The sequence below is a fragment of the Rhodanobacter sp. B05 genome (assembly GCF_002001085.1).
In the GTDB taxonomy this organism is placed as follows: Bacteria; Pseudomonadota; Gammaproteobacteria; order Xanthomonadales; family Rhodanobacteraceae; genus Rhodanobacter.
In genome coordinates, this window is sequence record NZ_MUNU01000008.1 from 126,340 (window position 1) to 147,405 (window position 21,066).

At 66.2% G+C, this 21,066-nt stretch carries 20 protein-coding genes; 14 read left to right on the forward strand and 6 right to left on the reverse strand.

All coding sequences use genetic code 11. The features are described from left to right. Window positions 1–12: 12 nt before the first annotated feature. From B0E47_RS03010 to B0E47_RS03030, 5 genes are all read right to left on the reverse strand, one after another. Entirely contained in the window at window positions 13–1,539 is a 1,527-nt protein-coding gene (locus B0E47_RS03010) for a DHA2 family efflux MFS transporter permease subunit (protein WP_077512373.1), read from the reverse strand. A gap of 114 nt (window positions 1,540–1,653) precedes the next feature. Beyond that, entirely contained in the window at window positions 1,654–2,847 is a 1,194-nt protein-coding gene (locus tag B0E47_RS03015; protein ID WP_077512375.1) for an HlyD family efflux transporter periplasmic adaptor subunit, read from the reverse strand. Between the two features lie 10 nt (window positions 2,848–2,857). Further along, window positions 2,858–4,312, reverse strand: a complete 1,455-nt coding sequence (locus B0E47_RS03020) for an efflux transporter outer membrane subunit (protein WP_077512377.1) — start codon at window positions 4,310–4,312, stop codon at window positions 2,858–2,860. A gap of 20 nt (window positions 4,313–4,332) precedes the next feature. Continuing rightward, complete coding sequence (locus B0E47_RS03025; protein WP_077512379.1) at window positions 4,333–4,812, reverse strand: MarR family transcriptional regulator; 480 nt, start codon at window positions 4,810–4,812, stop codon at window positions 4,333–4,335. Window positions 4,813–4,859: 47 nt separating this feature from the next. Continuing rightward, window positions 4,860–5,153, reverse strand: coding sequence for a hypothetical protein (locus B0E47_RS03030; RefSeq protein WP_077512381.1), 294 nt, complete (start codon window positions 5,151–5,153; stop codon window positions 4,860–4,862). Window positions 5,154–5,441: 288 nt separating this feature from the next. Between B0E47_RS03030 and B0E47_RS03035 the strand changes: the two genes are divergently transcribed. The 6 genes from B0E47_RS03035 to B0E47_RS03060 all read left to right on the forward strand — a co-directional run bounded on the left by B0E47_RS03035 (window position 5,442) and on the right by B0E47_RS03060 (window position 12,356). Beyond that, window positions 5,442–5,987 (forward strand): DsrE family protein, encoded by a 546-nt coding sequence (locus B0E47_RS03035; RefSeq protein WP_077512383.1) that lies wholly within the window; start codon window positions 5,442–5,444, stop codon window positions 5,985–5,987. Window positions 5,988–6,011: 24 nt separating this feature from the next. Next, window positions 6,012–6,962: a substrate-binding domain-containing protein gene (locus tag B0E47_RS03040; RefSeq protein ID WP_077512385.1), complete on the forward strand. Its 951-nt coding sequence runs from the start codon at window positions 6,012–6,014 to the stop codon at window positions 6,960–6,962. An 11-nt stretch (window positions 6,963–6,973) separates the two neighbouring features. After that, entirely contained in the window at window positions 6,974–7,633 is a 660-nt protein-coding gene (locus B0E47_RS03045) for a c-type cytochrome (RefSeq protein ID WP_077512387.1), read from the forward strand. After that, window positions 7,630–8,580 carry a c-type cytochrome gene (locus B0E47_RS03050; protein ID WP_077512389.1) on the forward strand — a complete coding sequence of 317 codons (951 nt, stop codon included), beginning with the start codon at window positions 7,630–7,632 and terminating at the stop codon, window positions 8,578–8,580. Before B0E47_RS03045 ends, B0E47_RS03050 begins: the two co-directional genes overlap by 4 nt. 120 nt (window positions 8,581–8,700) lie before the next feature. Beyond that, a complete protein-coding gene (locus B0E47_RS03055) occupies window positions 8,701–10,236 on the forward strand; it encodes a serine hydrolase (protein ID WP_168170996.1) in 1,536 nt (511 codons plus the stop codon). Then, complete coding sequence (locus B0E47_RS03060; protein WP_077512393.1) at window positions 10,233–12,356, forward strand: prolyl oligopeptidase family serine peptidase; 2,124 nt, start codon at window positions 10,233–10,235, stop codon at window positions 12,354–12,356. The genes B0E47_RS03055 and B0E47_RS03060 overlap by 4 nt, the downstream gene beginning before the upstream one ends. Window positions 12,357–12,450: 94 nt before the next feature. On the opposite strand, the gene B0E47_RS03065 is transcribed toward B0E47_RS03060, so the two are convergent. Then, a complete protein-coding gene (locus B0E47_RS03065; RefSeq protein WP_077512395.1) occupies window positions 12,451–14,256 on the reverse strand; it encodes an amidohydrolase in 1,806 nt (601 codons plus the stop codon). Between the two features lie 451 nt (window positions 14,257–14,707). Between B0E47_RS03065 and B0E47_RS03070 the strand changes: the two genes are divergently transcribed. The 8 genes from B0E47_RS03070 (at window position 14,708) to B0E47_RS03105 (ending at window position 20,705) form a co-directional block, all read left to right on the forward strand. Continuing rightward, window positions 14,708–15,130, forward strand: coding sequence for a hypothetical protein (locus B0E47_RS03070; RefSeq protein ID WP_077512397.1), 423 nt, complete (start codon window positions 14,708–14,710; stop codon window positions 15,128–15,130). Window position 15,131: 1 nt separating this feature from the next. After that, window positions 15,132–15,548, forward strand: a complete 417-nt coding sequence (locus tag B0E47_RS03075) for a DUF6691 family protein (protein ID WP_077512399.1) — start codon at window positions 15,132–15,134, stop codon at window positions 15,546–15,548. A 24-nt stretch (window positions 15,549–15,572) separates the two neighbouring features. Next, window positions 15,573–16,439: an MBL fold metallo-hydrolase gene (locus B0E47_RS03080; protein WP_077512401.1), complete on the forward strand. Its 867-nt coding sequence runs from the start codon at window positions 15,573–15,575 to the stop codon at window positions 16,437–16,439. 36 nt (window positions 16,440–16,475) lie between these two features. Further along, window positions 16,476–16,895 carry a TIGR01244 family sulfur transferase gene (locus B0E47_RS03085; protein ID WP_077512403.1) on the forward strand — a complete coding sequence of 140 codons (420 nt, stop codon included), beginning with the start codon at window positions 16,476–16,478 and terminating at the stop codon, window positions 16,893–16,895. After that, window positions 16,895–17,245 carry a metalloregulator ArsR/SmtB family transcription factor gene (locus B0E47_RS03090; protein ID WP_077512405.1) on the forward strand — a complete coding sequence of 117 codons (351 nt, stop codon included), beginning with the start codon at window positions 16,895–16,897 and terminating at the stop codon, window positions 17,243–17,245. The genes B0E47_RS03085 and B0E47_RS03090 overlap by 1 nt, the downstream gene beginning before the upstream one ends. Before the next feature lie 36 nt (window positions 17,246–17,281). Continuing rightward, entirely contained in the window at window positions 17,282–18,046 is a 765-nt protein-coding gene (locus tag B0E47_RS03095; RefSeq protein WP_217318889.1) for a sulfite exporter TauE/SafE family protein, read from the forward strand. A gap of 65 nt (window positions 18,047–18,111) precedes the next feature. Then, window positions 18,112–18,969 carry an EamA family transporter gene (locus B0E47_RS03100; protein ID WP_077512409.1) on the forward strand — a complete coding sequence of 286 codons (858 nt, stop codon included), beginning with the start codon at window positions 18,112–18,114 and terminating at the stop codon, window positions 18,967–18,969. A gap of 125 nt (window positions 18,970–19,094) precedes the next feature. Then, a complete protein-coding gene (locus B0E47_RS03105; RefSeq protein ID WP_077512411.1) occupies window positions 19,095–20,705 on the forward strand; it encodes a peptidase S10 in 1,611 nt (536 codons plus the stop codon). Window positions 20,706–21,066: the final 361 nt, after the last annotated feature.

A 21,066-nucleotide genomic window follows, 5' to 3' on the forward strand; every position in this document is an offset into this window, starting at 1 on the left:
ACGCCGGCCGGCTCAATGGCCGCCGGCGGCCGGCCCGACCTTGGGCGTGAACGGCGGCCTGGCCAGCCAGATCACCAGCACCAGGCCGATGAAGATCCAGCCCAGCGCGTGAAATACCTCGTTGAACGAGATCTGGAAACCCTGCTGCGTAATCATGCCGTTGATGATGCTGCCGCCCACCTGCGGATCGCCATGGCCCAACTGCTCCATCGCGGCCTGGCTGATCGGGTTGTACGGCGTGATGTGCTCGGCCAGTTGTTCGTGGTGGCTGACCGCGCCGCGGGTCCACATCAGGGTGGTGATCGAGGCGGAGAAGCTGCCGCCGAGCGTGCGCAGGAACGTCGACAGGCCCGAGCCGGCAGCGATCTCGTTCTGCTGCAGATCCGACAGCAGGATCGTCAGCGTCGGCATGAAGAACAGCGCCACGCCCAGGCCCTGCAGCAACTGCACCATGGCGACATGGTAGAAGTCGATCTGCAGATAGAAGTCCGAACGCATGAAACAGGTCGCGCCCATCACCAGGAACGAGGCCGCCGCGAGCAGGCGCAGGTCCATGCGGGTGGCGTACTTGCCCACGAAGAACGTGAGCAGCACCGGGATCACGCCCAGCGGCGCGGTGGCAAAGCCGGCCCAGGTGGCGGTATAGCCCAGGTTCTGCTGCAGCCACAGCGGCACCAGCAAGGCGATCGAGAAGAACGCCGCATAGCCGAGCACCATCGCCAGCGTGCCGGTGGTGAAGTTGCGGTGGCGGAACAGTTTGAGATCGACGATCGGATCCGGATCGGTCAGTTCCCAGATCAGGAAGATCGCGATCGCGATCGCCGAAACGATGCTGGTGACGATGATGAAGTTGGAGTTGAACCAGTCCGCGTCATTGCCCTTGTCCAGCACGATCTGCAGCGCGCCGACGCCGACGATCAGGGTGATCAGACCGACGTAGTCGATCCGCGGCCGCTCCAGCTTCTCGACCTTGCCGCGCAACTGGTTGGCGATCACCACGCTGGCGAAGATCCCGATCGGCACGTTGATGAAGAAGATCCATGGCCATGAATAATTGTCGGTGATCCAGCCGCCGAGGATCGGTCCGGCGATCGGCGCCACCACCGTCACCATCGCCAGCAGCGCCAGCGCCATGCCGCGCTTGGCCGGCGGGTAGATACCGATCAGCAGGCTCTGCGTGACCGGGTACATCGGCCCGGCCACCGCACCCTGGATGGCCCGGAACAGCAGCAGCATACCCATGTTCTGCGAGATGCCGCACAGGAACGAGGACGCCACGAACAGCAGCGTGCAGGCGGTAAACAGGCGCACCTCGCCGAAGCGCCGGGTGAGGAAACCGGTCAGCGGCAGCGAGATCGCCATGCTCACCGCGAACGAGGTGATCACCCAGGTGCTCTGGTCGTTGCTGACGCCGAGGTTGCCGGCGATCGTCGGCAACGAGACGTTCGCAATCGTGGTGTCCAGCACCTGCATGAAGGTGGCCAGCGACAGGCCGATCGTGCTCAGTGCCAGATTGGGCGGGCGGAATTGGGTGGTCATCGGCTTCTGTCAAAAGGGGAGCGTAGGAGCCCGCTCGCGGGCGATGCGGTTGCTCTGATGCTCTGGGAGAGATCAAGCCAGGAGCATCGCCCGCGAGCGGGCTCCTACGTGGCTCTATTTGTTGCCCGCCATATTGGCGTGGATGATTTCCTTGATCGCCGTGTCGGCGTGGGCCAGCTGCTGCTGGTAGATGTCGGTGCTGAACGCCGGCTGGGTCGGCGCCTGTTGCGCCAAGGTGGGGCCGTTCTGGTCGTGCAGGCTGACGTCCACGTTGAGCGACATGCCCAGTCGCAACGGATGCTTGTCCAGTTGCGCGGGATCGGTGAACACCACCCGCACCGGGATGCGCTGCACGATCTTGATCCAGTTGCCGGTGGCGTTCTGCGCCGGCAGCAGCGAGAACGCGCTGCCGGTGCCGATGCCCAGGCTTTCCACCTTGCCCTTGTACTTCACCGAGCCGCCATAGACGTCCGACTCGATCTCCACCGGCTGGCCGATGCGCATGTCGGTCAGTTGGGTTTCCTTGAAGTTCGCGTCGATCCACACGCCATGCAACGGCACCACCGCCATCAGCGGCGTGCCGGGCTGCACGCGCTGGCCGACCTGCACCGTGCGTTTGGCCACATAGCCGTCCACCGGCGCGAGCAGGGTGGCGCGCGCATCGGCGAGATAGGCCGCGCGCAACCTGGCCGCGGCCACCTGCACGTCGGGATGCGAGGCGACCACGGTGTCGTCGACCAGCACCTTGCTGGTCTGGTATTGCTGCTGGGCAGTGATCAAGCCGCTTTCGGCGGTGGTCAGCGCATCGCTGGCGTGCGCCAGTTCCTCGGCCGAGATCGCTCCCGACCTGGCCAGTGCCACGCGGCGGTTGTAGTCGGCACGGGCCTTGTCCACCGCGGTCTTGCGCGCGGCGACATCGGCCTGCGCGCCGTTGACGCTGGAGTACAGCCCACGCACCTTGCGCACGGTCAGTGCCAGGTTGGCCTTGGCCTCGGCCAGCGCCACGTCGGCGTCGCTGGGATCGAGCTTCACCAGCACGTCGCCGGCATGCACCAGGTCGCCGTCGTCGGCGCCGATGCTGACCACGGTCCCGGGTACCTGCGGCGTGATCTGCACCACGTTGCCGTTGACATAGGCGTCGTCGGTGCTTTCGTACCAGCGACCATCGAAGAAGTACCACAGGCCCCAGCCGATCGCGGCCAGCAGCACGACGATGCCTAGCAGGCGCAGCATGAAGCCGCGCGATTTCTTCGGCGGCGGCAATGCCGCCTTGGTCTCGTTCGAATCAAGGGTGGGTTGAGCGGACATGGGGACTGCCTCAGGAATGCGCGGAAGTTGAGGATGAAGGCGCGGGCGCGTCGGCCTGCGGCCGATAGCCGCCGCCGAGCGCCTCGATCAGTTGCACGGAGCGATCGACCTGCTGCGCCTGCAGCGCGGCCATCGCGCGATTGGCGAGCAGTAGTTGCTGGCGGACGCTGAGCGCCTCCAGGTAGCTGCCGATGCCCGCCTTGTAGCGTTGCAGGGCAAGATCCCAAGCTTGCGTCGCGGCGGTCTGCGCGCGCTGCTGGGCGGCGATCTGCTGTTGCAGCGATTGCAGCGCCGAGACGTCGTCGGCCACTTCATTCACGGCGCCGACGAGGGTTTGGTTGTACTGGGCCACGGCAAGGTCGTACTGCGCATCCTTGCCGGACAGGTTGGCGCGCAGGCGGCCGCCGTCGAAGATCGGCAGGCTGAGCGAGGGGCCGGCTTCGTAGAAGCGCGAGGGCAGGGTAAACGGATTGCCGCCGCCCAGCTGCAGCACGCCGGCCAGTGCGCCGATGCTGATGTTGGGCAGGAACTCGGTCTTCGCCGCCTTGATGTCCTTGCTCGCCGCCTCGACGCGCCAGCGCGCCGCGACCAGGTCGGCGCGGTGGCCGAGCAGTTCCACCGGCAGATTGTCCGGCACTGCCAGCTCGGCCGGGGTCAGCAGCTTCGGCCGGGCGATCTCGCCGCCGCGATCCGGGCCCTTGCCCAGCAGCACGGACAACGAGGAGCGCGCGGCGTCGACCGCGCGCTGGGCCAGCGCAGCGTCCTGCTCGGCCGTGGCCACTTCACCGTCGGACTGCTTCAGCGCGATCTGGTTGTCGATGCCGGCCGCCACGCGCTGCGCGGTCAGCGTGCGCGATTGTTGCGCGCGCCGCAGCTCGCCCGCGGCGAGATCCTGCTGCGCAAAGGCGTAACCGAGCTGCGCATAGGCACGCGCGACATTGCCGGACAGCTCGATGCGCGCCGCCCGCGCGTCGACTTCGGCCGCGCGCGAGGCGCCCAGCGCAGCCTGCCAGGCGGCCCGCTTGCCGCCCCACAGATCCAGCCCCCACTTGAAGCTGCCATACGCGTATTCGGCCAGCCCGAAACGACCGTTGCCGACCGGCGTGCCGGCGGGGAAGCGCGCGCCCGCGACGCTGGCGCCGGCATTCACGCTGGGGCCGCGCGCGGCATTGGCGATGCCGACCTCGGCCTGCGCGGCGCGCGCGCGCGCATCGGCCACAGCGAGTTGCGGGTTGTCCTTCAGCGCCTCGCCGATCAAGGCGTCCAGCTGCGGATCGCCCAACCCGGTCCACCAGTCGGTGGCCGGCCATGCCGTGGTCGACATGTCGACACCGCCGAGGCTGTGTGCGGTCTGCAGTGACGAGGGATCGATCGGCGCGTCGTTCGGGTGCAGGCCACCGCTGTTGGCGCAAGCGGCCAGCGCGAGGGTCAGGGCGGCCGTGGCCGCGAGCAGGTGCAGACGCATGGGAGTGGATCCAGGGAGGTTCATGGTTTGTCGCGCAGGGCGAGCAGTACGCGCCCCAGGTAGTCATACAGTTGTGCTTGTTCGGTGCTGTCGAGGGAGCGCTGCGCCGCGGCCATCACTCGCTCGCTGCAGACGGAGGCCGTGTTCTGCCAGACGGCCTCCCCCGCATCGGTGAGCTCGATGCGCAGCGCGCGGCGATCCTGCGCGTGCGGCGTACGGCGCAGGTAGCCCTTGCGTTCCAGCTGATCCAGCTGACGCGTCATCGCACCACCATCGAGCTCGACCGCGCGAGCCAGCTCGCTGGCGGAGGCCGCGCTCAGCTGGTGCGCCTTCTTGAGGATCAGGTACTGGGTGAAGCTGAGATCCAGGCCCTGGCCGGCCAGTTCGGCCTCGATCGCGCGCACCATTTCCGAGCGCACCATGGTCAGCAACATGCCCAGGCTGGGCGCGTGCGTCTCGTCGGATGCGGGCGAAGCGGAGGGAGGGGGCGCGGGGATCATGGCGGGCATTCTATTGCCCAAAGTATATTTGTCAAGGCAAATATGTGTTAGTTCATGTTTGTTTCAGCAAAGTTTGAGCCAGTCGCCTTGCGCGCCGTTTCCATGGCGTCCAGCTCATCAGTCAACCAGGCGCGCAGCGCCGGATGGCGCACCTCGAACAATTCGAATACACCGAGTGCGCGCAGTGCCGGCAACTGGGCCAAGAGCCGGGGCTCGGCCTCGCGTCGAACTGCCTCGGGCGTGGCCGGATCGAGCATCAACTGCGCCGAAGCGATGAAAATGGCACAGGCCTCGCTGGCCGTGGGCGCCGGCAGGGATCGAGCGATGGAATGAATATTCATGGACACCGGTTTCCTCTGGGATCGGAAGATAAGACGTTCCTGAAGACGTTCCTGTGACCGCGAAATCGACAGAACGCTCGAGGGTTGCGCTGAACTGATCAGGCCCGGTCTTCCTGGCGTCGCGTGCGCCGACGGCCCTTTGGCCCGCGAACAGGGCAAGAATTGATCGGAGCATCCATAAGTCCCGCTTATCGCGCTGATCACAAATACGTCCTTGGCCGATCAACCGCAGCGGGCATAGCATGGCCGGGCGCCATTCCGCGTTGCCGACAATTCAGCGAGGTCGCCATGATCCGTTCGCTCGCGCCCGTGTTGCTTGCACTGGGCCTGTTCTCCACCACCGTGCTTGCCGGCGACAGTTTCTGGCAGACCCCGACGATTGTCGGCGCCGGCAAGATCCATCCGATGCCGCAGGCGGCCTACCAGCCGGATCCCGCGGCCACCTACAAGGTGGTGTTCAGCCTGAGCCACTTCGGCGACAAGCCGACCGAGGTGAGTTCGTCGCTGGAGCATGTGGCGCGCGCGGTGAATCTGTATGTCAACGCCGGCGTTCCGTTGTCGCACCTGAAGTTCGTGGCGATCGCCGCCGGCCCGGCCACGCCGATCGCGTTGAACGATGCGCAGTACCGCAAGAAGTACGGCGTGGCCAATCCGAACCTGGCGGTGATCGCGCAGTTGCGCAAGGCCGGCGTCGACGTGGCGGTGTGCGCGCAGGCAGTGGCCGAGCACGATTTCCAGTACGACTGGATCGATTCGCACGTGACCGTGGCGCTGTCCGGCCTGACCACGGTCATCGACCTGCAGCAGCAGGGCTACGCGCTGATGCCGCAGTAAGTCCACCGGCAGGAGGAAACCACCATGCGTCCTTTGTTCCCGCGGCTGTGGCTGGCCATCATCTCGTGCGCGCTGGCTTTCGGTGCAAGTGCGGCGGCCCCGCAGGCGGCGCCCAGCCCGGATTTCCTGCCGCCTTGGAACCCGCCGCCGGAAGGGCTGCAGTTCAGCGTGCCGCCGTTCGACGCGATCGCGGATCTGCACGGCGATATCGTCGATCCGCAACTGGTGGTGTTCTTCGCCGGCAACCAGTTCATGGTGGTGCATGATCTGGTCGCCGCGTTCAAGCAGGCGCACCCGCAGTACCAGCGCATCTTCGTCGAAACCCTGCCGCCGGGGATTCTGGCCAAGCAGATCGAGAGCGGCGTGCTGGTGATGGGCAACCTGCGCATCGCGCTGAAGCCGGACGTCTATACGGCCGGCAAGGGCGCCATCGCCGAGAAGCAGAAACAGCACGACTGGTTCGCCGACACCTACGACTACGCGCGCAACCCGCTGGCTATCCTGGTCGCCAGGGGCAATCCGAAGCACATCGAGGGCTTGAAGGATCTTGGTCGCGCCGACGTGCGGGTGAGTATGCCGAACCCGGCGTGGGAAGGCATCGCCAGGCAGATCGAGGCCGGCTATCGCAAGGCCGGCGGTGACGCGCTCGACCACACGATCATGCAGACCAAGGTCGCCGACGGCACGACCTTCCTCACCCACATCCATCACCGGCAATCGCCGCTGCGCGTGCTGCAGGGCGAGTCGGACGCGGCGCCGGTGTGGTCGACCGAGGCGTATTTCCAGCAGCAGATCCTGCATCACCCGGTCGACACCGTGGCGATCCCGGCGGCACAGAATGCCGTGGCGACCTATACCGCGGCACGCATGAAAAATGCGCCGCACGGACAGGCGGCGAAGGATTTCATGGCCTTCATGCAAAGTCCCGCCGCGCAGGCGGTGTATCGGAAGTACGGATTCCAGAGCGCACACTGAAGGAGCGCGCCATGAGCCATCGCCTGTTTGCGCTGATCGTGATCCTCCTCTCTGGTGCGCCGCTGCTGGCACACGCCACCGACGCGGCGGCGATCACCCGCCAGGGCAACGGCAAGGGTGCGGCGCCGTGCATGGCTTGCCATGGCGTCGATGGCGCAGGCCAGGCCGCCGCCGGCAATCCGCGCCTCGCTGGCCTCGATGCCGCCTACTTGCAGAAACAGCTGGACGATTTCGCCAACGCCACGCGCGACAGCGCGGTGATGAAGGCGACCGCCAGTGCGCTCAGCGAAGATGAGCGTCACGCGCTGGCGCTCTACTACAGCAAACTGCCGCTGCCGCCGGCCCTCGCCAGGCCGGCGGCAGCGATGCCAGCGGCCGACAGCGCGGGCGCCGCGCTGGCCATCCGCGGCGACTGGAGCAAGGGGGTACCCGGCTGCGTGCAATGCCACGGGCCCGGTGGTGTCGGCGTCGGTGCGCACTTCCCGCCACTGGCCGGCCAGCCGGCCGTCTATATCGAGGCGCAGCTGAAGGCGTGGCAGAACGGCAGTCGGCACAATGATCCGCTGCAGCTGATGCAGCATCTGTCGACAGCGCTCAGCGCACAGGACATCGACGCCGTTGCCGCGTGGTTCGCCGCGCAGTCGCTGCCTGCCGCGGGAGCCACGCCATGAACCATCATGCGATCAAGCTCACGGGCCTGCTGGCGCTGGTTGCGCTTGCCGGCTGCACGCAGAAACCGCCCACCGCGCCCGCCAAGGCAGCACCTGCCGTCGCGGCGACGACGCATCAGGCCGCTGCCGCCACGCCGTCCACGCGGACGTTCGCACCGCCGCCAGAATCGTCGATTCCCGCCGGTCCTCTCGGCGACGTGATCCGCCAGGGCCGCGCGATCTTCATCGACACGCCTGCCAACGCGAAGGCTTACGTGGGCAATGACCTCAGCTGCAGCAACTGCCATCTCGACGCTGGCCGACTGGCGAATTCCGCGCCGCTGTGGGGCGCTTATGGCATGTATCCGCAGTACCGCAAGAAGAACGGCCACGTGAACACCTTCGGCGAACGGCTGCAGGGCTGTTTCAAGTTCAGCATGAACGGCAAGGCGCCGCCGCTGGACAGCGCCGAGATGGTGGCACTGGAAACCTATGCATGGTGGATGGCCAAAAGCGCACCGGTCGGCATCGAGCTGAAAGGCGCCGGCTATCCCAAGCAGGGCTTCAAGCCGTCGCAACCGCCGGATTACACGCGCGGCGAGAAGGTCTATGAAAAAAACTGCGCGTTATGCCACGGCAGCGACGGCCAGGGCCAGCAGGTCGCCGGGCGCAACGTGTTTCCGCCGCTGTGGGGAGCGCAGTCGTTCAACTGGGGCGCCGGCATGCACCAGCTGGACAATGCCGCCGCCTTCATCAAGGCGAACATGCCGTTCAGTCGCGGCGACACGCTGAGCGACCAGGATGCCTGGGACGTGGCGATGTTCATGGACGCGCACGAGCGTCCGCAGGATCCGCGCTTCAATGGCAGCGTCAGCGAGACGCGCAAGAAGTACCACGACACGCCGATGTCGCTCTACGGCATCGAGGTCAACGGCCATCTGCTTGGAACATCCACCAGCGATCGCTGAGGGATGCGTGCAGATGGCGGAGACCGGATTGGCGGATACTGCGAGGTGTTCGCCACCATGCATCAGTCTCCGGCGGGTAGACCGCGGCCGGGAAACAAAACCAGTCGACAGGGGCATCCAATGAAGATTCGGGCAATCGTGCTGATCGCGTGCGTGGCCTTGTTGTCGAATGTGCCGGTGCTCGCAGCTCCGCCACTGCAGGACCTCGATGCCTACGTCCACCAGACCATGCAGCAGTGGCAGGTGCCCGGCATGGCCGTGGCCGTGGTCAAGGACGGCAAGGTGGTGCTGGCCCGCGGCTACGGCGTGCGCGAGCTGGGCAAACCGGACAAAGTGGATGCCGACACGCTGTTCGACATCGGCTCCAACACCAAATCGTTCACCGCGGCGGCACTGGGCACGCTGGTCGCGGCGGGCAAGCTCGACTGGGACGCACATGTCGCCGATCACATCAGGGGCTTCCGCCTGCGCAGCCCCTATGTCACCCAGGAACTCACCCTGCGCGACCTGCTGAGTCATCGCAGCGGCTATTGCGATCCGGGGATGTGGTACAGCTCCGACGCCAGCGACGTGATCCGGCGCATGCGCTACCAGAAACCGGACTACGCTTTTCGCGCGCGCTTTTGCTACAACAACATCATGTACCTCACCGCCGCGCGGTTCATCCCGGCAGTGACCGGCGAAAGCTGGGATCAGTACGTGGCCGCGCATCTGTTCAAGCCGCTGGGGATGACCCGCACCGTCACCACCGATGCCGAAGTGGCTGCGTCGTCGGACGTCGCCGCGCCGCATGGCATGGTCGACGGCAAACCCGCGGTGATCCACCGCTACTGGGCGCACAACATGGACCTCATGTCGGCGGTCGGCGGCATCAATTCCAGCGCCGACGACATGAGCCGCTGGTTGCTGATGTTGCTGGCCGATGGCAGCTACGACGGCAAGGCCGTGCTCGACAAGACGACCGTCGCCGCGATGGAAACCCCGCAAATCCCGGTGCCGACCGATGCCGGCGTTGGCCGGGAAATCAAGGCATGGATGCCCGGCGGCGATTTCTACAGCTATGGCCTGGGCCTGCTGATGAACGACTACGCCGGGCACAAGCTGGTCTGGCACGCCGGCGACATCGACGGCATGGCCTCGGCGATGATCATGGTTCCCGATCAACATCTGGGCATCGTGGTGCTGACCAACATGACCGAAAGCGGTTCGCGTTTCGGCGTGGTGATGCATATATTGCAGCAATACCTGCAGCAACCTGCCAGCGATGTCGGGGCGGCGCTGTTCGCGCAGGCGCAGAAGGCCGAGGCCGCCGCCAAGCTGGCCGAAAAGAAACTCGCTGCCACGCGCAAGCCGGATTCGCGGTCACCGCTGCCGCTCGTCGACTACGCCGGCAAGTACGCCGACAGTTACAACGGCACCGCCAGCGTGACCTTGGAAAACGGCCATCTGGTGCTGCGCCTGGGCAATCCCGACTTCGTTGGCGATCTGCAGCACTGGCATGACGACACCTTCCGCGTGAGCTGGCGCTATCGCTATTACGGCGACAGCTATGTCACTTTTGGACAGGATCTTGCGGGTGTGGTGGACAAGCTGTCGTTGCCGCAAATGGATCAGAATTTCGAGCGCGCGAAGGCGTCGCAGGAGGTTGCCAGATGAAAAAGCTGCTGTGTTCGTTCGCCCTGTTCTTTACCGCCAGCGCCTTTGCCGCAACGGCGCATGACAGCTTCAGCATGGCGCAGGTCACCAGCGCGCCTTACCCATCGGACCTGGTCGCCGCGAAACACGGCAACCGCATCGCCTGGGTGCTCGACAAGCAGGGCGTGCGCAACATCTGGATCGCCGAAGCGCCGGCATTCACGCCGCGCCAGGTGACGAAATACACCGCCGACGACGGCCAGGAGCTGACTCAACTCACCTTCTCGCCGGACGGTGCCTATCTGGTCTACGTGCGCGGCGGCGACCACGATGCCAACTGGCCGGCCAAGGGAAATCTCGCGCCCGATCCGACGTCCACCCCGGTCGAGCCCCAGGTGACGATCTGGTCGATCGCGCTCGACAGCGGCAAGCTGGTCAAGATCGCCGATGGCGACGGGCCGGCGGTCTCCAGCACGCACCGACTCGCTTACATCAGCAAGCACCAGGTCTGGACCGCCGCACTCGACGGCAAGGGCAAACCGGAGCAGCTGGTGTTCGATCGCGGCGAGGATGATTCGCTGCGCTGGTCGCCCGATGGCAGTCGACTTGCCTTTGTGTCCACGCGCGACGATCACGCCTTCATCGGCGTGTTCCGCGGCAAGGATCAGCCGCTCGTCTACCTCGCGCCGACCACCAGCCTGGACGGCTCGCCGCACTGGTCGCCGGACGGAACACGGATCGCGTTCGCGCGTCAGCCTGGCCAGGGTGGCGCGCCCAAACCCTTCCTGCAGCTGACACCGCAACCGTGGTCGATCTGGGTCGCGGATGCATCCAGTGGTGCGGGTCATCTCGTGTGGCGCAGTCCGGACTCGCTCAACGGCTCCTATCCCGACACCGAAGGCGCGGACAACCTGCACTGGGCCGCCGGCGACCGGCTGGTGTTTCTCGGTGACATGGACGGCTGGCCGCATCTGTACTCGGTGCCGGCCAGCGGCGGCGATGCCCTGCTGCTGACCCCGGGCAAGTTCATGGCCGAGTTCGTCAGCCTGAGTCCGGATCGCCGCTATCTGGTCTACAACGCCAACACCGGTTCGACCCCGGGCGATGGCGATCGCCGTCACCTGTACCGCGTGCCGGTGGATGCGGCGCAGCCGCGGGTGCTGACCTCGGGCGCGACGATCGAATGGCTGCCGGTGGTCACCGGCGACGGCAGGCACCTTGCCTTCCTGCAGTCCGGCGCCCGCCGTCCGCCGCTGGTCGTGGTGGCGTCGACCGACGGCACTGACGCGCGCGCCATCAACGCCGACCAGATCCAGAGCGCCTTCCCGACCGACCGACTCGTCGTGCCGCAGCCGGTGACATTCAAGGCCGCGGATGGCTGGACGATCCACGGCCAGTTGTTCGGTGGCGACCACGGCGGCGCGGGCAAACCGGCGATCATCTTCGTGCACGGTGGCCCGCCGCGGCAGATGTTCCTCGGCTGGCACAACTGGAGCTACTACGGCAATGCCTACGCGGTGAACCAGTACCTGGCCAACCACGGCTTCGTGGTGCTGTCGGTCAACTACCGGCTCGGTATCGGTTACGGCCACGCCTTCCATTTCCCGGAGCACGCGGGGCCGAGCGGCGCGTCCGAATACCAGGACGTGGTCGCCGGCGCGAAGTACCTGCAAGGCCTGGCGAGTGTCGACCCGAAACGCATCGGCATCTGGGGCGGCTCCTACGGCGGCTATCTCACCGCGCTGGCACTGGCCCGCAATTCGGACATCTTCAAGGCTGGCGTGGACCTGCATGGCGTGCACGACTGGTCGGCCCTGTTTGACGATTTCGAAGGCAAGCCGAAAACGCGCTACGAGCAGGGCGACCGCAAGCAGGCGATGAAGGTGGCCTGGGAATCCTCTCCCGACGCCGATATCGCGAAGTGGACCTCGCCGGTACTGGTGGTGCAGGGCGACGACGACCGCAACGTCCCGTTCGAGCAGATGGTGGACCTGGTGCAGCGACTGGACAAACAGCAGGTGCCGTACCAGCAACTGGTCCTTCCGAACGAGATCCACGGCTTCCTGCGCCACGCGAGCTGGCTGCGGGTGGATGAGGCAACGGCGCAATTCTTCACCGAGCAGTTGCATCCGACGCCGTGAGGCGGCCAAGAGCCCGGCGATCGCCGGTGGCGACCAATCCTCGACGGGAATTCGCCGGCCGCCTGAAAATTCCCGGCGACGCCCGGCTGTTCCCTCAGTTCACGTGATCGAACTCCGGCATCGGCTTGAACTGCTGGCCGTCGCGCCAGCTGTCGGCGTCCGGCCGCTGGTACACGACCTTGCCGCCGACGATGGTGTACAGCACGCGCGTGCGCAGGATCTGCTCGGCGGGGATGGTCAGCAGGTTGCCGGAAAACACCGCCATGTCGGCGAGCTTGCCGGGCGACAACGAGCCCAGCTGATGCTCTTCGAACAGCGCGTAGGCGTTGTTCCAGGTGTAGGAACGCAGCTCCTGCATGCGGGTCTTGGCCTGCTCCGGGAAGAATGTCCTGCCGTTGCCGTAGGCGCGGGTCACGCCGCAGTAGAAGTTGGGGATCGGGTTGATGTCCTCGACTGGCGTGTCAGTGCCATCCAGTACGATCGCGTCGCTCTTGATCAGGCTTTGCCACATGTAGGCGCCTTCTCGGGCGCGCTGCTCGCCGAGGCGCGCGACCACCATCGGTGCGTCCGAGCAGGCGTGGATGGATTGCATCGAGGCGATCACGCCCAGCTGCGCGAAGCGCGGAATGTCGGCCGGGTCCAGGTGCTGCGCGTGTTCGATGCGCCAGCGCAGCGCGTGCGCGCCGGGATCGGCGCTGAAGATCTTCTGGAACACATCCAGCGTCTCGCGGTTGGCACGGTCGCCGATCGCATGCACCGAGACCTGGAATCCGTCGCGCGCCGCGATCTTCGCCTTCTGCTCGATCTCGCGCATCGGCACGACGTTCTTGCCGCTGATCGCGGGTGCGTCGGCGTAGGGCTGCAGGAACCAGGCGCTGTGCGTGCCGAGCGCACCGTCGGAGATGATCTCGCCGATGCCGCGTACGGTGAAATGCCCGTTCGCGAAATCGATCGTGCGGTACTCGGCCAGGTGTTTGTCCATGGCGGCAACCGACTCGCCCGCGATGTTGACGTACAGCCGCAGGGGCAGCCCGCTGGCCGCCTGTTGCTTCAGCCAGTCCACGGTCTTGAAGGACTCGCCCATGTCGACAAACGTGGTGACGCCCTTGCTGATCGCGTTCTGCATCGAAAGCTTCAGTTCCTTTTCGCGTCTTGCCGCGTTGTCCACGGCCGGCAGGCTGGACAGGTAGTGATCATAGGCAGCGGAGACCATGTCGCCGGCGGTGTCGCGCAGCATGCCCATGGGATTGCCGTGGGCATCGTGCAGGATGGTTCCGCCCACCGGGTCCGGCGTGCTGGCCGTGATGCCGGCCAGTTTCAGTGCGGCGGCGTTGGCATAGATGGCATGGCCGCTGGCGTGCGAGAGCAGCACCGGGTTGTCCGGCGATACCGCGTCGAGGCTGTCCGGCAAGGGCAGGCCATCGACATTCGGTTGCGGCAGCTTGTCCCACTTCGCCTGTTGCCATCCCTGTCCCACGATCCATTGTCCCGGCCTGGCCTTGGCGACGGCCGCCTTCACCATCGCCACCAGTGCGTCCCAGTTGGGCGCGGCGCCGAGGTTGAGCTGCATCAGCGATTGCCCGGTATCCATCAAATGGCCGTGCCCTTCGATGAAGCCCGGCGTCACGAAGGCACCGTGCAGATCCAGCACGCGGGTGCCTTTGCCGATGTAAGCCGCCATCGCCTCGTTGCTGCCCAAGGCCTCGATCCTGCCATCGCGAACAGCCAGCGCCTGCACTTGCGGTTGCAACGGATCGAGCGTCGCGATCACCGCATTGCGCAACACCAGGTTGGCGACGGGAAGCTTCGGTGGAAAACCGTCGATCGGGGCGCTGGCCGCAAGCGCAGTCATGGCAGGAGCAAGCAGGAAGGCGGAAAGCACCGGACGGAAGAATCGCATCACGCACCTCGTTGCAGGGATTTGAGTACGGAACCGCGTGGCGGAATGCAATTGCAATCCCGGCACGCCTGAATTCGCGGTCACCAGTCAAGCATCGCCATGGCATTCATCGGGATGAGTCGAGGTCGACGCGCGGGGCCGGCGTGTGATGGCGGGATCTGTCCTTGCGCAGCGCCAGGGCGTCATGCTTCGACATCACTATCCGATGGTGCGACCTGCCGACTATAGGCCAGGCCAGGCGCCAACCACGCATGAAAACGTCTGCATCATCCATAACCTCATGGCATGTATCCGCGCATGCCCGGCCAACTCCGCGAGGGCATCGTCAATCCGAAAAGCGGTGGGGCAAATCGACAGCGGAGACGGGACGCGTCTTGCGGTCGCCCGGACCACTTGCGACGACCCGTTTCACGTTTTATATTAGATAACCTGAATATACGAATTGACAAATATGCATTCCTGCTTGCTTGCCGCTCTCGGTGGTGTGCTGATCGGTGCCGCGGCCGTGCTGCTGATGGCCGCGCTTGGTCGCGTCGCCGGTATCAGCGGCATCGCCAGTGGCCTGATCCGCCGCCGCGTCGCCGACCGGGGCTGGCGGCTGGCGTTCGTCTTCGGCCTGGTGCTCGCCCCCGCGTTGCTGTGGCTGCTGCATGGCGATAGCGGCATCGGCGCGCCGCAGGTGGGTTGGTCGTGGATGGCACTGGCTGGGCTGCTGGTCGGCTTCGGCACGGGCATCGGCAACGGCTGCACCAGCGGTCATGGCGTTTGCGGCATCGCACGGTTGTCGCCGCGTTCGCTGCTGGCCACGGCGGTGTTCATGCTGTCCGGCATCGCCACAGTGTACGTGGTGCGCCATCTGCTCGGAGGCTTGTGAGATGAAGGCCCTGCTCGCGCTGCTTTCCGGCCTGCTGTTCGGTGTCGGGCTCAGCCTTGGCGGCATGACCCGGCCGGCGGTGGTGCTGGGCTTTCTCGACGTCTTCGGCCAGTGGGATCCGCGCCTGCTGTTCGTGATGGCTGGTGCGGTGTCGACCACGGCGATCGGCTACCGACTGGTGCTGCGGCGACGGCAGCCATGGCTGGCAGCGAGTTACCAGTTGCCGACTTCGCGTCGCTTCGATGCCAGGCTGGTCGGCGGCGCCGCCGTGTTCGGCATCGGCTGGGGCATCGCCGGTTACTGCCCGGGGCCGGCGCTGGCGTCGCTTGGCGCTGCGGATCCCTCGCTGCTGGTGTTGGTCGCCTGCATGATCGTCGGCTGGTGGCTGGCTTCGCGTGTGCCCGCCGCCAGGTCCTGAACGTAGCCATTCGAGGAAGCGAGCATGCAACATCCTGAGGTGAAGGCATTCTTCCACGAGCCGAGCAACACCTTCAGCTATGTGGCATGGGATCCGGCCACACTCGAGGCTGCGGTGCTCGATGCGGTGCTCGACTACGAGCCGGCGGCCGGGCGCACCCGTCACGACAGTGCCGACGGAATCATCGCGTTCGTGCGGGCGCAGGGGCTGGTGCTGGCGTGGGTAATCGACACCCACGTGCACGCCGATCATCTGTCGGCGGCGCCATATGTGCAGGCCCGCCTGGGCGGCAAACTGGCGATCGGCGAGCACATCCGCACGGTGCAGGAAACGTTCGGCACGCTGTTCAATGCGGGCAGAGGCTTCGCGCGCGACGGCAGCCAGTTCGATCACCTGTTCACCGATGGCGAAACGTACCTCCTGGGCAACATCGCGGCGAAGGCGATCCACACGCCCGGTCATACGCCGGCGTGCATGACCCACGTGATCGGCGACGCCGCCTTTGTCGGCGACACCTTGTTCATGCCCGACTACGGCACCGCCCGCTGCGACTTTCCCGGTGGCGATGCGGCCACCTTGTACCGCTCGATCCGGAAGATCTTCGCGCTGCCGGACGCGACGCGAATCTTCCTTTGCCACGATTACAAGGCGCCCGGGCGCGAGGAATTCGCGCACGAAACCACGGTCGCCGCGGAGCGCGCCGGCAACATCCATGTGCGTGACGGCATCGGCGAGGCAGAGTTCGTGGCCATGCGCACCGCCCGCGACGCCACGCTGAAGATGCCGCAGTTGATCCTGCCCGCGGTGCAGGTGAACATGCGCGCCGGCCGGTTGCCGCCCGCCGAAGACAACGGCCTGCGCTATCTGAAAATTCCGCTGGATGCGATCTGAGTGTCCGCGGCGCTCCATCCCCCACAGAGAATCTCCATGCAAGCCCATCAACTCACCGAGCAACTCAGTGTCGCCGCGCAGATCAGAGTGGACGACATCGCCACGATCGCCGCCCGCGGCTTTCGCAGCATCGTCAACAACCGGCCCGACGACGAAGCTCCCGGGCAACCGGCGAATGCCGAGCTGGAAGCGGCGGCGCAGCAGGCCGGGCTGAGCTGGCGGCATATCCCGGTAGTGTCGGGGCGGGTCAACGATGATCAGGTGCGGAGCTTCGCCGAGGCGCTCAAGCAGTTGCCCGGCCCGGTGCTGGCGTTCTGTCGCAGCGGCACGCGCTGCAGCGCGCTGTGGGCGATGCAGGCCGAAGGCACGGTCGACAGCATTCTCGCCACTACGCAGGCGGCCGGCTACGACCTCTCGATCCTGCGACCCTGGCTGGAAATGAGCGGCCGCGGCTGATGGGCTCCAGCGACAGGAGCAAGCCGCGCACGCGCCAGCTCAGCTTGGCGGCCGCGCCGGAGCGGTTGCACCGGAACGCCGACGAGGCGATCGCGGTGTTGAAGGCGATGGCCAGCCACAATCGCCTGCTGCTGCTGTGCGAGCTGGTGCCCGGCGAGCGTTCGGTGGGTGAGCTGGCGCAGTCGCTCGATCTCGCCCAGTCCACGGTATCGCAGCACTTGTCGCTGCTGCGTCGCGACGGCGTGGTCAGCGGCCGGCGCGAGGCGCAGACCATCCACTACAGCATCAGCGACCCGCGCGTGCGTGCGCTGATGACCACGCTGTTCGAGCAGTTCTGCAGTGATGACTGATGTCCACTCCGCCCGGGAATTCCGATGCCGCATCTGCTGACCCTGCAGGCCCTGCTCGCCGTCGTGTGCGGCTCGGCAGTGGGTTTTTCGCTGGCGCTGATCGGCGGCGGCGGTTCGATCCTTGCGGTGCCGCTGCTGCTGTACGTGGTCGGCCTGCATGACCCGCATCTGGCGATCGGCACCAGCGCGCTGGTGGTGTCGTTCAACGCGTTCGCCAACCTGATCCCGCACGCGCGCGCCGGCCATGTGCGCTGGAAGGTGGCGTTCACCTTCGCCGCGGCCGGCGTGCTGGGCGCCTTCGTCGGCTCCACCATCGGCAAGGCGATCAACGGACATCATCTGCTGGTGCTGTTCGCGCTGCTGATGCTGGTGGTCGCCGGATTCATGCTGCGCGGCCGGCGCGGTGGGTCGGGTCGCTATCCGTTGCCCGGGATGTATCCGCGGCTCGGCGCGGTGGGCCTGGGTACCGGCAGCCTGGCCGGCTTCTTCGGCATCGGCGGTGGCTTCCTGATCGTGCCGGGACTGATGTTCGCCAGCGGCATGGAGATCATCCACGCGATCGGTACCTCGCTGTTCGCGGTGGGCGCGTTCGGCCTGACCGCCGCCACCAACTATGCGGTATCCGGCCTGGTCGACTGGCCGGTGGCGGGCGAGTTCATCGCCGGCGGCATCGTCGGTGGCTGGCTGGGTGCGCTGGGCGCGAAGCGGCTGGCGAAGACGCGTGGCGCGCTGAACCTGATTTTCGCGCTGGCGATCATCGCGGTGGCGATATTGATGCTGGTGAAGAGCCTGCGCGGCTGATCCAGCGATGCCGGCCGCGCCGCGGCTTGCGTCACAATGGCGGCTGTTTGCCGCGGGAGTGACGAATGTTCTTCGTGTTGCTGAGCGTGCTGTGCAGCGTGCTGGTCTCGGTGCTGCTCAAGCTGGCGCGTCGCCTGCAGATCGACGTGGGGCAGGCGATCGCATGGAACTACGTGGTGACCAGCGTCCTTGCGGCCTGTCTGCTGCAGCCCACCTTGAGCAGCCTGCGCGGCCCCGGCGTGCCCTGGCTGGCGCTGGTCGCCCTGGGCATCCTGCTGCCGACGATCTTCCTTGCGCTTGCCGCGGCGGTGCGGCATGCCGGCATCGTGCGCAGCGATGCGGCGCAGCGCCTGTCGCTGCTGCTCTCGCTGCTGGCCGCCTTCGTGCTGTTCGGTGAGCGCCTCGATGCCGTGAAGCTGGCCGGTATCGTGCTCGGCCTGCTGGCCTTGCTGTGCATGATCTGGCGCAGCAGCGCCGCCGTCGCCGCCAGCGGTGTCGTCGCCTGGCTGTATCCCTTGCTGGTGTTCGTCGGCTTCGGCGTCATCGACGTCCTGTTCAAGCGCGTGGCGCTGGCCGGCATCCCGCTGGGTGACTCGTTGCTGGCGATGTTCGCGCTGGCGCTGGTGGTCGCTTTCGCCATGCAGCTGTGGCGACGCCGGCGCGATCGCGTTCGCTTCACCGCGCGCAGTGCGCTGGCAGGGGTGGCGCTGGGTGCGGCCAACTTCGGCAACATCCTGTTCTACCTGCGCGGTCATCGCGCCCTGCCGGGGCATCCGGCGCTGGTCTTCGCCGGCATGAACATCGGCGTGGTCGCGCTCGGCGCGGTGGTCGGCCTGCTGTTGTTTCGCGAACGGCTGAGCCGGCTCAATCTGGGCGGCGTGCTGCTGGCGGCGGTGGCGATCGGGGTCATTGCCTGGCCGTAGAACGGCACCGTGATTCCGGCCGGCAGACCGGTGTCGGAGTCGAGCGCGGCAATGACTTCTGGCGGATGAGACGCGATGGCCGGGAGGCCTATGCTTGGATCTGCTCTGCCCACCCAGGATGCCCCATGCGCAAACTTCCCCTCGCCGCGGCGCTCGCCGCGCTGCTGCTCAGCTCGGTCGCCCTGGCCGGCCCGGACAAGAAGGACGACAAGGCCAAGCCGGAACCGAAGCCGGATGCGGCGCTGCTGCAGCCGCAGTCGTCGACCAGCGAGGGTTCGGTGTCGGTGGAAGGCAAGCGGGTCGACTACAAGGCGGTGGCCGGCACGCTGATCATCCACGGCAGTGGCGACAAGGAGGACGAGCCCGAGATCAGCATGTTCTACGTCGCCTACCTCAAGAAAGGGGTGGATGCGAGCAAGCGACCGATCACCTTCATCTACAACGGCGGCCCCGGCTCGGCCACGGTATGGCTGCACATGGGCGCGTTCGGTCCCAAACGCGTGGTGACGGCCGATGATTCGCACACGCCGGCGGCACCGTACCAGCTGGTCAACAACGACTACAGCCTGCTCGACGCCTCGGACGTGGTGTTCATCGATGCTCCCGGCGCCGGTTTCAGCCGCCTGATCGCCGACGATGCCGACAAGGGCAAGCGCGCCGAGCAGATGAAGGAGCGCGAGAAGAAGATCTACGGCGTGGACGGCGATGGTCATGCGTTCGCCCAGTTCATCACCCAGTTCATGTCGAAGTACGGGCGCTGGAATTCACCGAAATACCTGTTCGGCGAAAGCTATGGCACCACCCGTTCGGCGGTGGTGGCGAACATTCTCGAGAATGAGGACAGCGTCGACCTCAACGGCGTGATCCTGCTCTCGCAGATCCTCAATTTCGACACCAGCATCGATGGACCCGAGTTCAATCCCGGCATCGACCTGCCGTACGAGCTGGGTCTGCCGACCTATGCCGCCACCGCGTTCTATCACCACAAGCTGCCGCAGCAACCGGCTGCGCTGGAACCGTTCCTGCAGGAAGTCGAACAGTACGCGATGGGGCCGTACGCGCAGGCGCTGATGGCCGGCACCCGGCTGGGTGATGCGCAGAAGCAGGCCGTGGCCGAGAAGCTGCACGAGTACACCGGCCTGCCGGTGGCCTACCTGGTCAAGGCGAACCTGCGCGTGAGCGGCGGCATGTTCGAGCACGAGCTGCTCGGCCAGGGCGACGAGACCACCGGGCGGCTGGACACGCGCTTCTCCGGGCCGTCGCTCGACCCGCTGAGCAAGAGTTCGGAATACGATCCCCAGTCCTCGGCGATCAGCTCGGCCTACGTGGCGGCGTTCAACGATTACGTGCGGCGTGACCTGAAATTCGGCGAGCATCGTCGCTACCGGCTGTTCGCCGATATCAGCCATTGGGATTTCTCGCACAAGGCGCCAGGTGTGCAGGGCGAGGCGTTGCAGTCGTCGACCAACGTGATGCCGGACCTGGCGATGGCGATGAAGACCAATCCGAACCTCAAGGTCTACGTCAATGGCGGCTACTACGACCTGGCCACGCCGTTCTTCGCGGCCGATTACGAGGACCACCACCTGCCGATTCCGGCCAGTCTCGCCGGCAACATCAGCTATTCGTGGTATCCGTCCGGACACATGGTGTATGCGCACGCGCCGTCGCTGAAACTGCTGCACGACAACGTGGCGCGCTTCATCGGCCAGACCGACAACCTGGGCGGTCGCTGAGACGCGAATCGCCGCAAATCTGCCCGCGGGCGATGCCTTTGCGAATCCGGGCTTTCAACAGACGTACGTCTGGTCATCCCGACGCAACAGCATCGCCTGCAAGCAGGCTCCTACGGTTATCGTTAATCCATCACCTCGCGTAGGAGCCCGCTCGCGGGCGATGCTCTTGCGAATCCGGGCTTCCAACATAACGAACATCTGGTCGTCCCGACGCAGAGGCATCGCCCGCGAGCGGGCTCCTACGCAGGTGGTTTGCGGGTCTGCCGCGGCGCGGTGGACCCGCGCACCACCAGCTCGGGGCTGAAGCCCTCGTTGCCCTCGCGCACCGGTTCGCCGTTGGCGGCGCGCTGCAGGTCGACGA

What these genes read in the sequence shown, in the direction of transcription:
- B0E47_RS03035 (WP_077512383.1), top strand. Translation starts at nt 5,442, where the DNA reads ATGATCCGTTCGCTCGCGCCCGTGTTGCTTGCACTGGGCCTGTTCTCC.
- B0E47_RS03055 (WP_168170996.1), top strand. Translation starts at nt 8,701, where the DNA reads ATGAAGATTCGGGCAATCGTGCTGATCGCGTGCGTGGCCTTGTTGTCG.
- B0E47_RS03015 (WP_077512375.1), bottom strand. Translation starts at nt 2,847, where the DNA reads ATGTCCGCTCAACCCACCCTTGATTCGAACGAGACCAAGGCGGCATTG.
- B0E47_RS03070 (WP_077512397.1), top strand. Translation starts at nt 14,708, where the DNA reads ATGCATTCCTGCTTGCTTGCCGCTCTCGGTGGTGTGCTGATCGGTGCC.
- B0E47_RS03030 (WP_077512381.1), bottom strand. Translation starts at nt 5,153, where the DNA reads ATGAATATTCATTCCATCGCTCGATCCCTGCCGGCGCCCACGGCCAGC.
- B0E47_RS03020 (WP_077512377.1), bottom strand. Translation starts at nt 4,312, where the DNA reads ATGCGTCTGCACCTGCTCGCGGCCACGGCCGCCCTGACCCTCGCGCTG.
- B0E47_RS03040 (WP_077512385.1), top strand. Translation starts at nt 6,012, where the DNA reads ATGCGTCCTTTGTTCCCGCGGCTGTGGCTGGCCATCATCTCGTGCGCG.
- B0E47_RS03050 (WP_077512389.1), top strand. Translation starts at nt 7,630, where the DNA reads ATGAACCATCATGCGATCAAGCTCACGGGCCTGCTGGCGCTGGTTGCG.
- B0E47_RS03105 (WP_077512411.1), top strand. Translation starts at nt 19,095, where the DNA reads ATGCGCAAACTTCCCCTCGCCGCGGCGCTCGCCGCGCTGCTGCTCAGC.
- B0E47_RS03025 (WP_077512379.1), bottom strand. Translation starts at nt 4,812, where the DNA reads ATGATCCCCGCGCCCCCTCCCTCCGCTTCGCCCGCATCCGACGAGACG.
- B0E47_RS03085 (WP_077512403.1), top strand. Translation starts at nt 16,476, where the DNA reads ATGCAAGCCCATCAACTCACCGAGCAACTCAGTGTCGCCGCGCAGATC.
- B0E47_RS03010 (WP_077512373.1), bottom strand. Translation starts at nt 1,539, where the DNA reads ATGACCACCCAATTCCGCCCGCCCAATCTGGCACTGAGCACGATCGGC.
- B0E47_RS03065 (WP_077512395.1), bottom strand. Translation starts at nt 14,256, where the DNA reads ATGCGATTCTTCCGTCCGGTGCTTTCCGCCTTCCTGCTTGCTCCTGCC.
- B0E47_RS03045 (WP_077512387.1), top strand. Translation starts at nt 6,974, where the DNA reads ATGAGCCATCGCCTGTTTGCGCTGATCGTGATCCTCCTCTCTGGTGCG.
- B0E47_RS03090 (WP_077512405.1), top strand. Translation starts at nt 16,895, where the DNA reads ATGGGCTCCAGCGACAGGAGCAAGCCGCGCACGCGCCAGCTCAGCTTG.
- B0E47_RS03060 (WP_077512393.1), top strand. Translation starts at nt 10,233, where the DNA reads ATGAAAAAGCTGCTGTGTTCGTTCGCCCTGTTCTTTACCGCCAGCGCC.
- B0E47_RS03080 (WP_077512401.1), top strand. Translation starts at nt 15,573, where the DNA reads ATGCAACATCCTGAGGTGAAGGCATTCTTCCACGAGCCGAGCAACACC.
- B0E47_RS03075 (WP_077512399.1), top strand. Translation starts at nt 15,132, where the DNA reads ATGAAGGCCCTGCTCGCGCTGCTTTCCGGCCTGCTGTTCGGTGTCGGG.
- B0E47_RS03100 (WP_077512409.1), top strand. Translation starts at nt 18,112, where the DNA reads ATGTTCTTCGTGTTGCTGAGCGTGCTGTGCAGCGTGCTGGTCTCGGTG.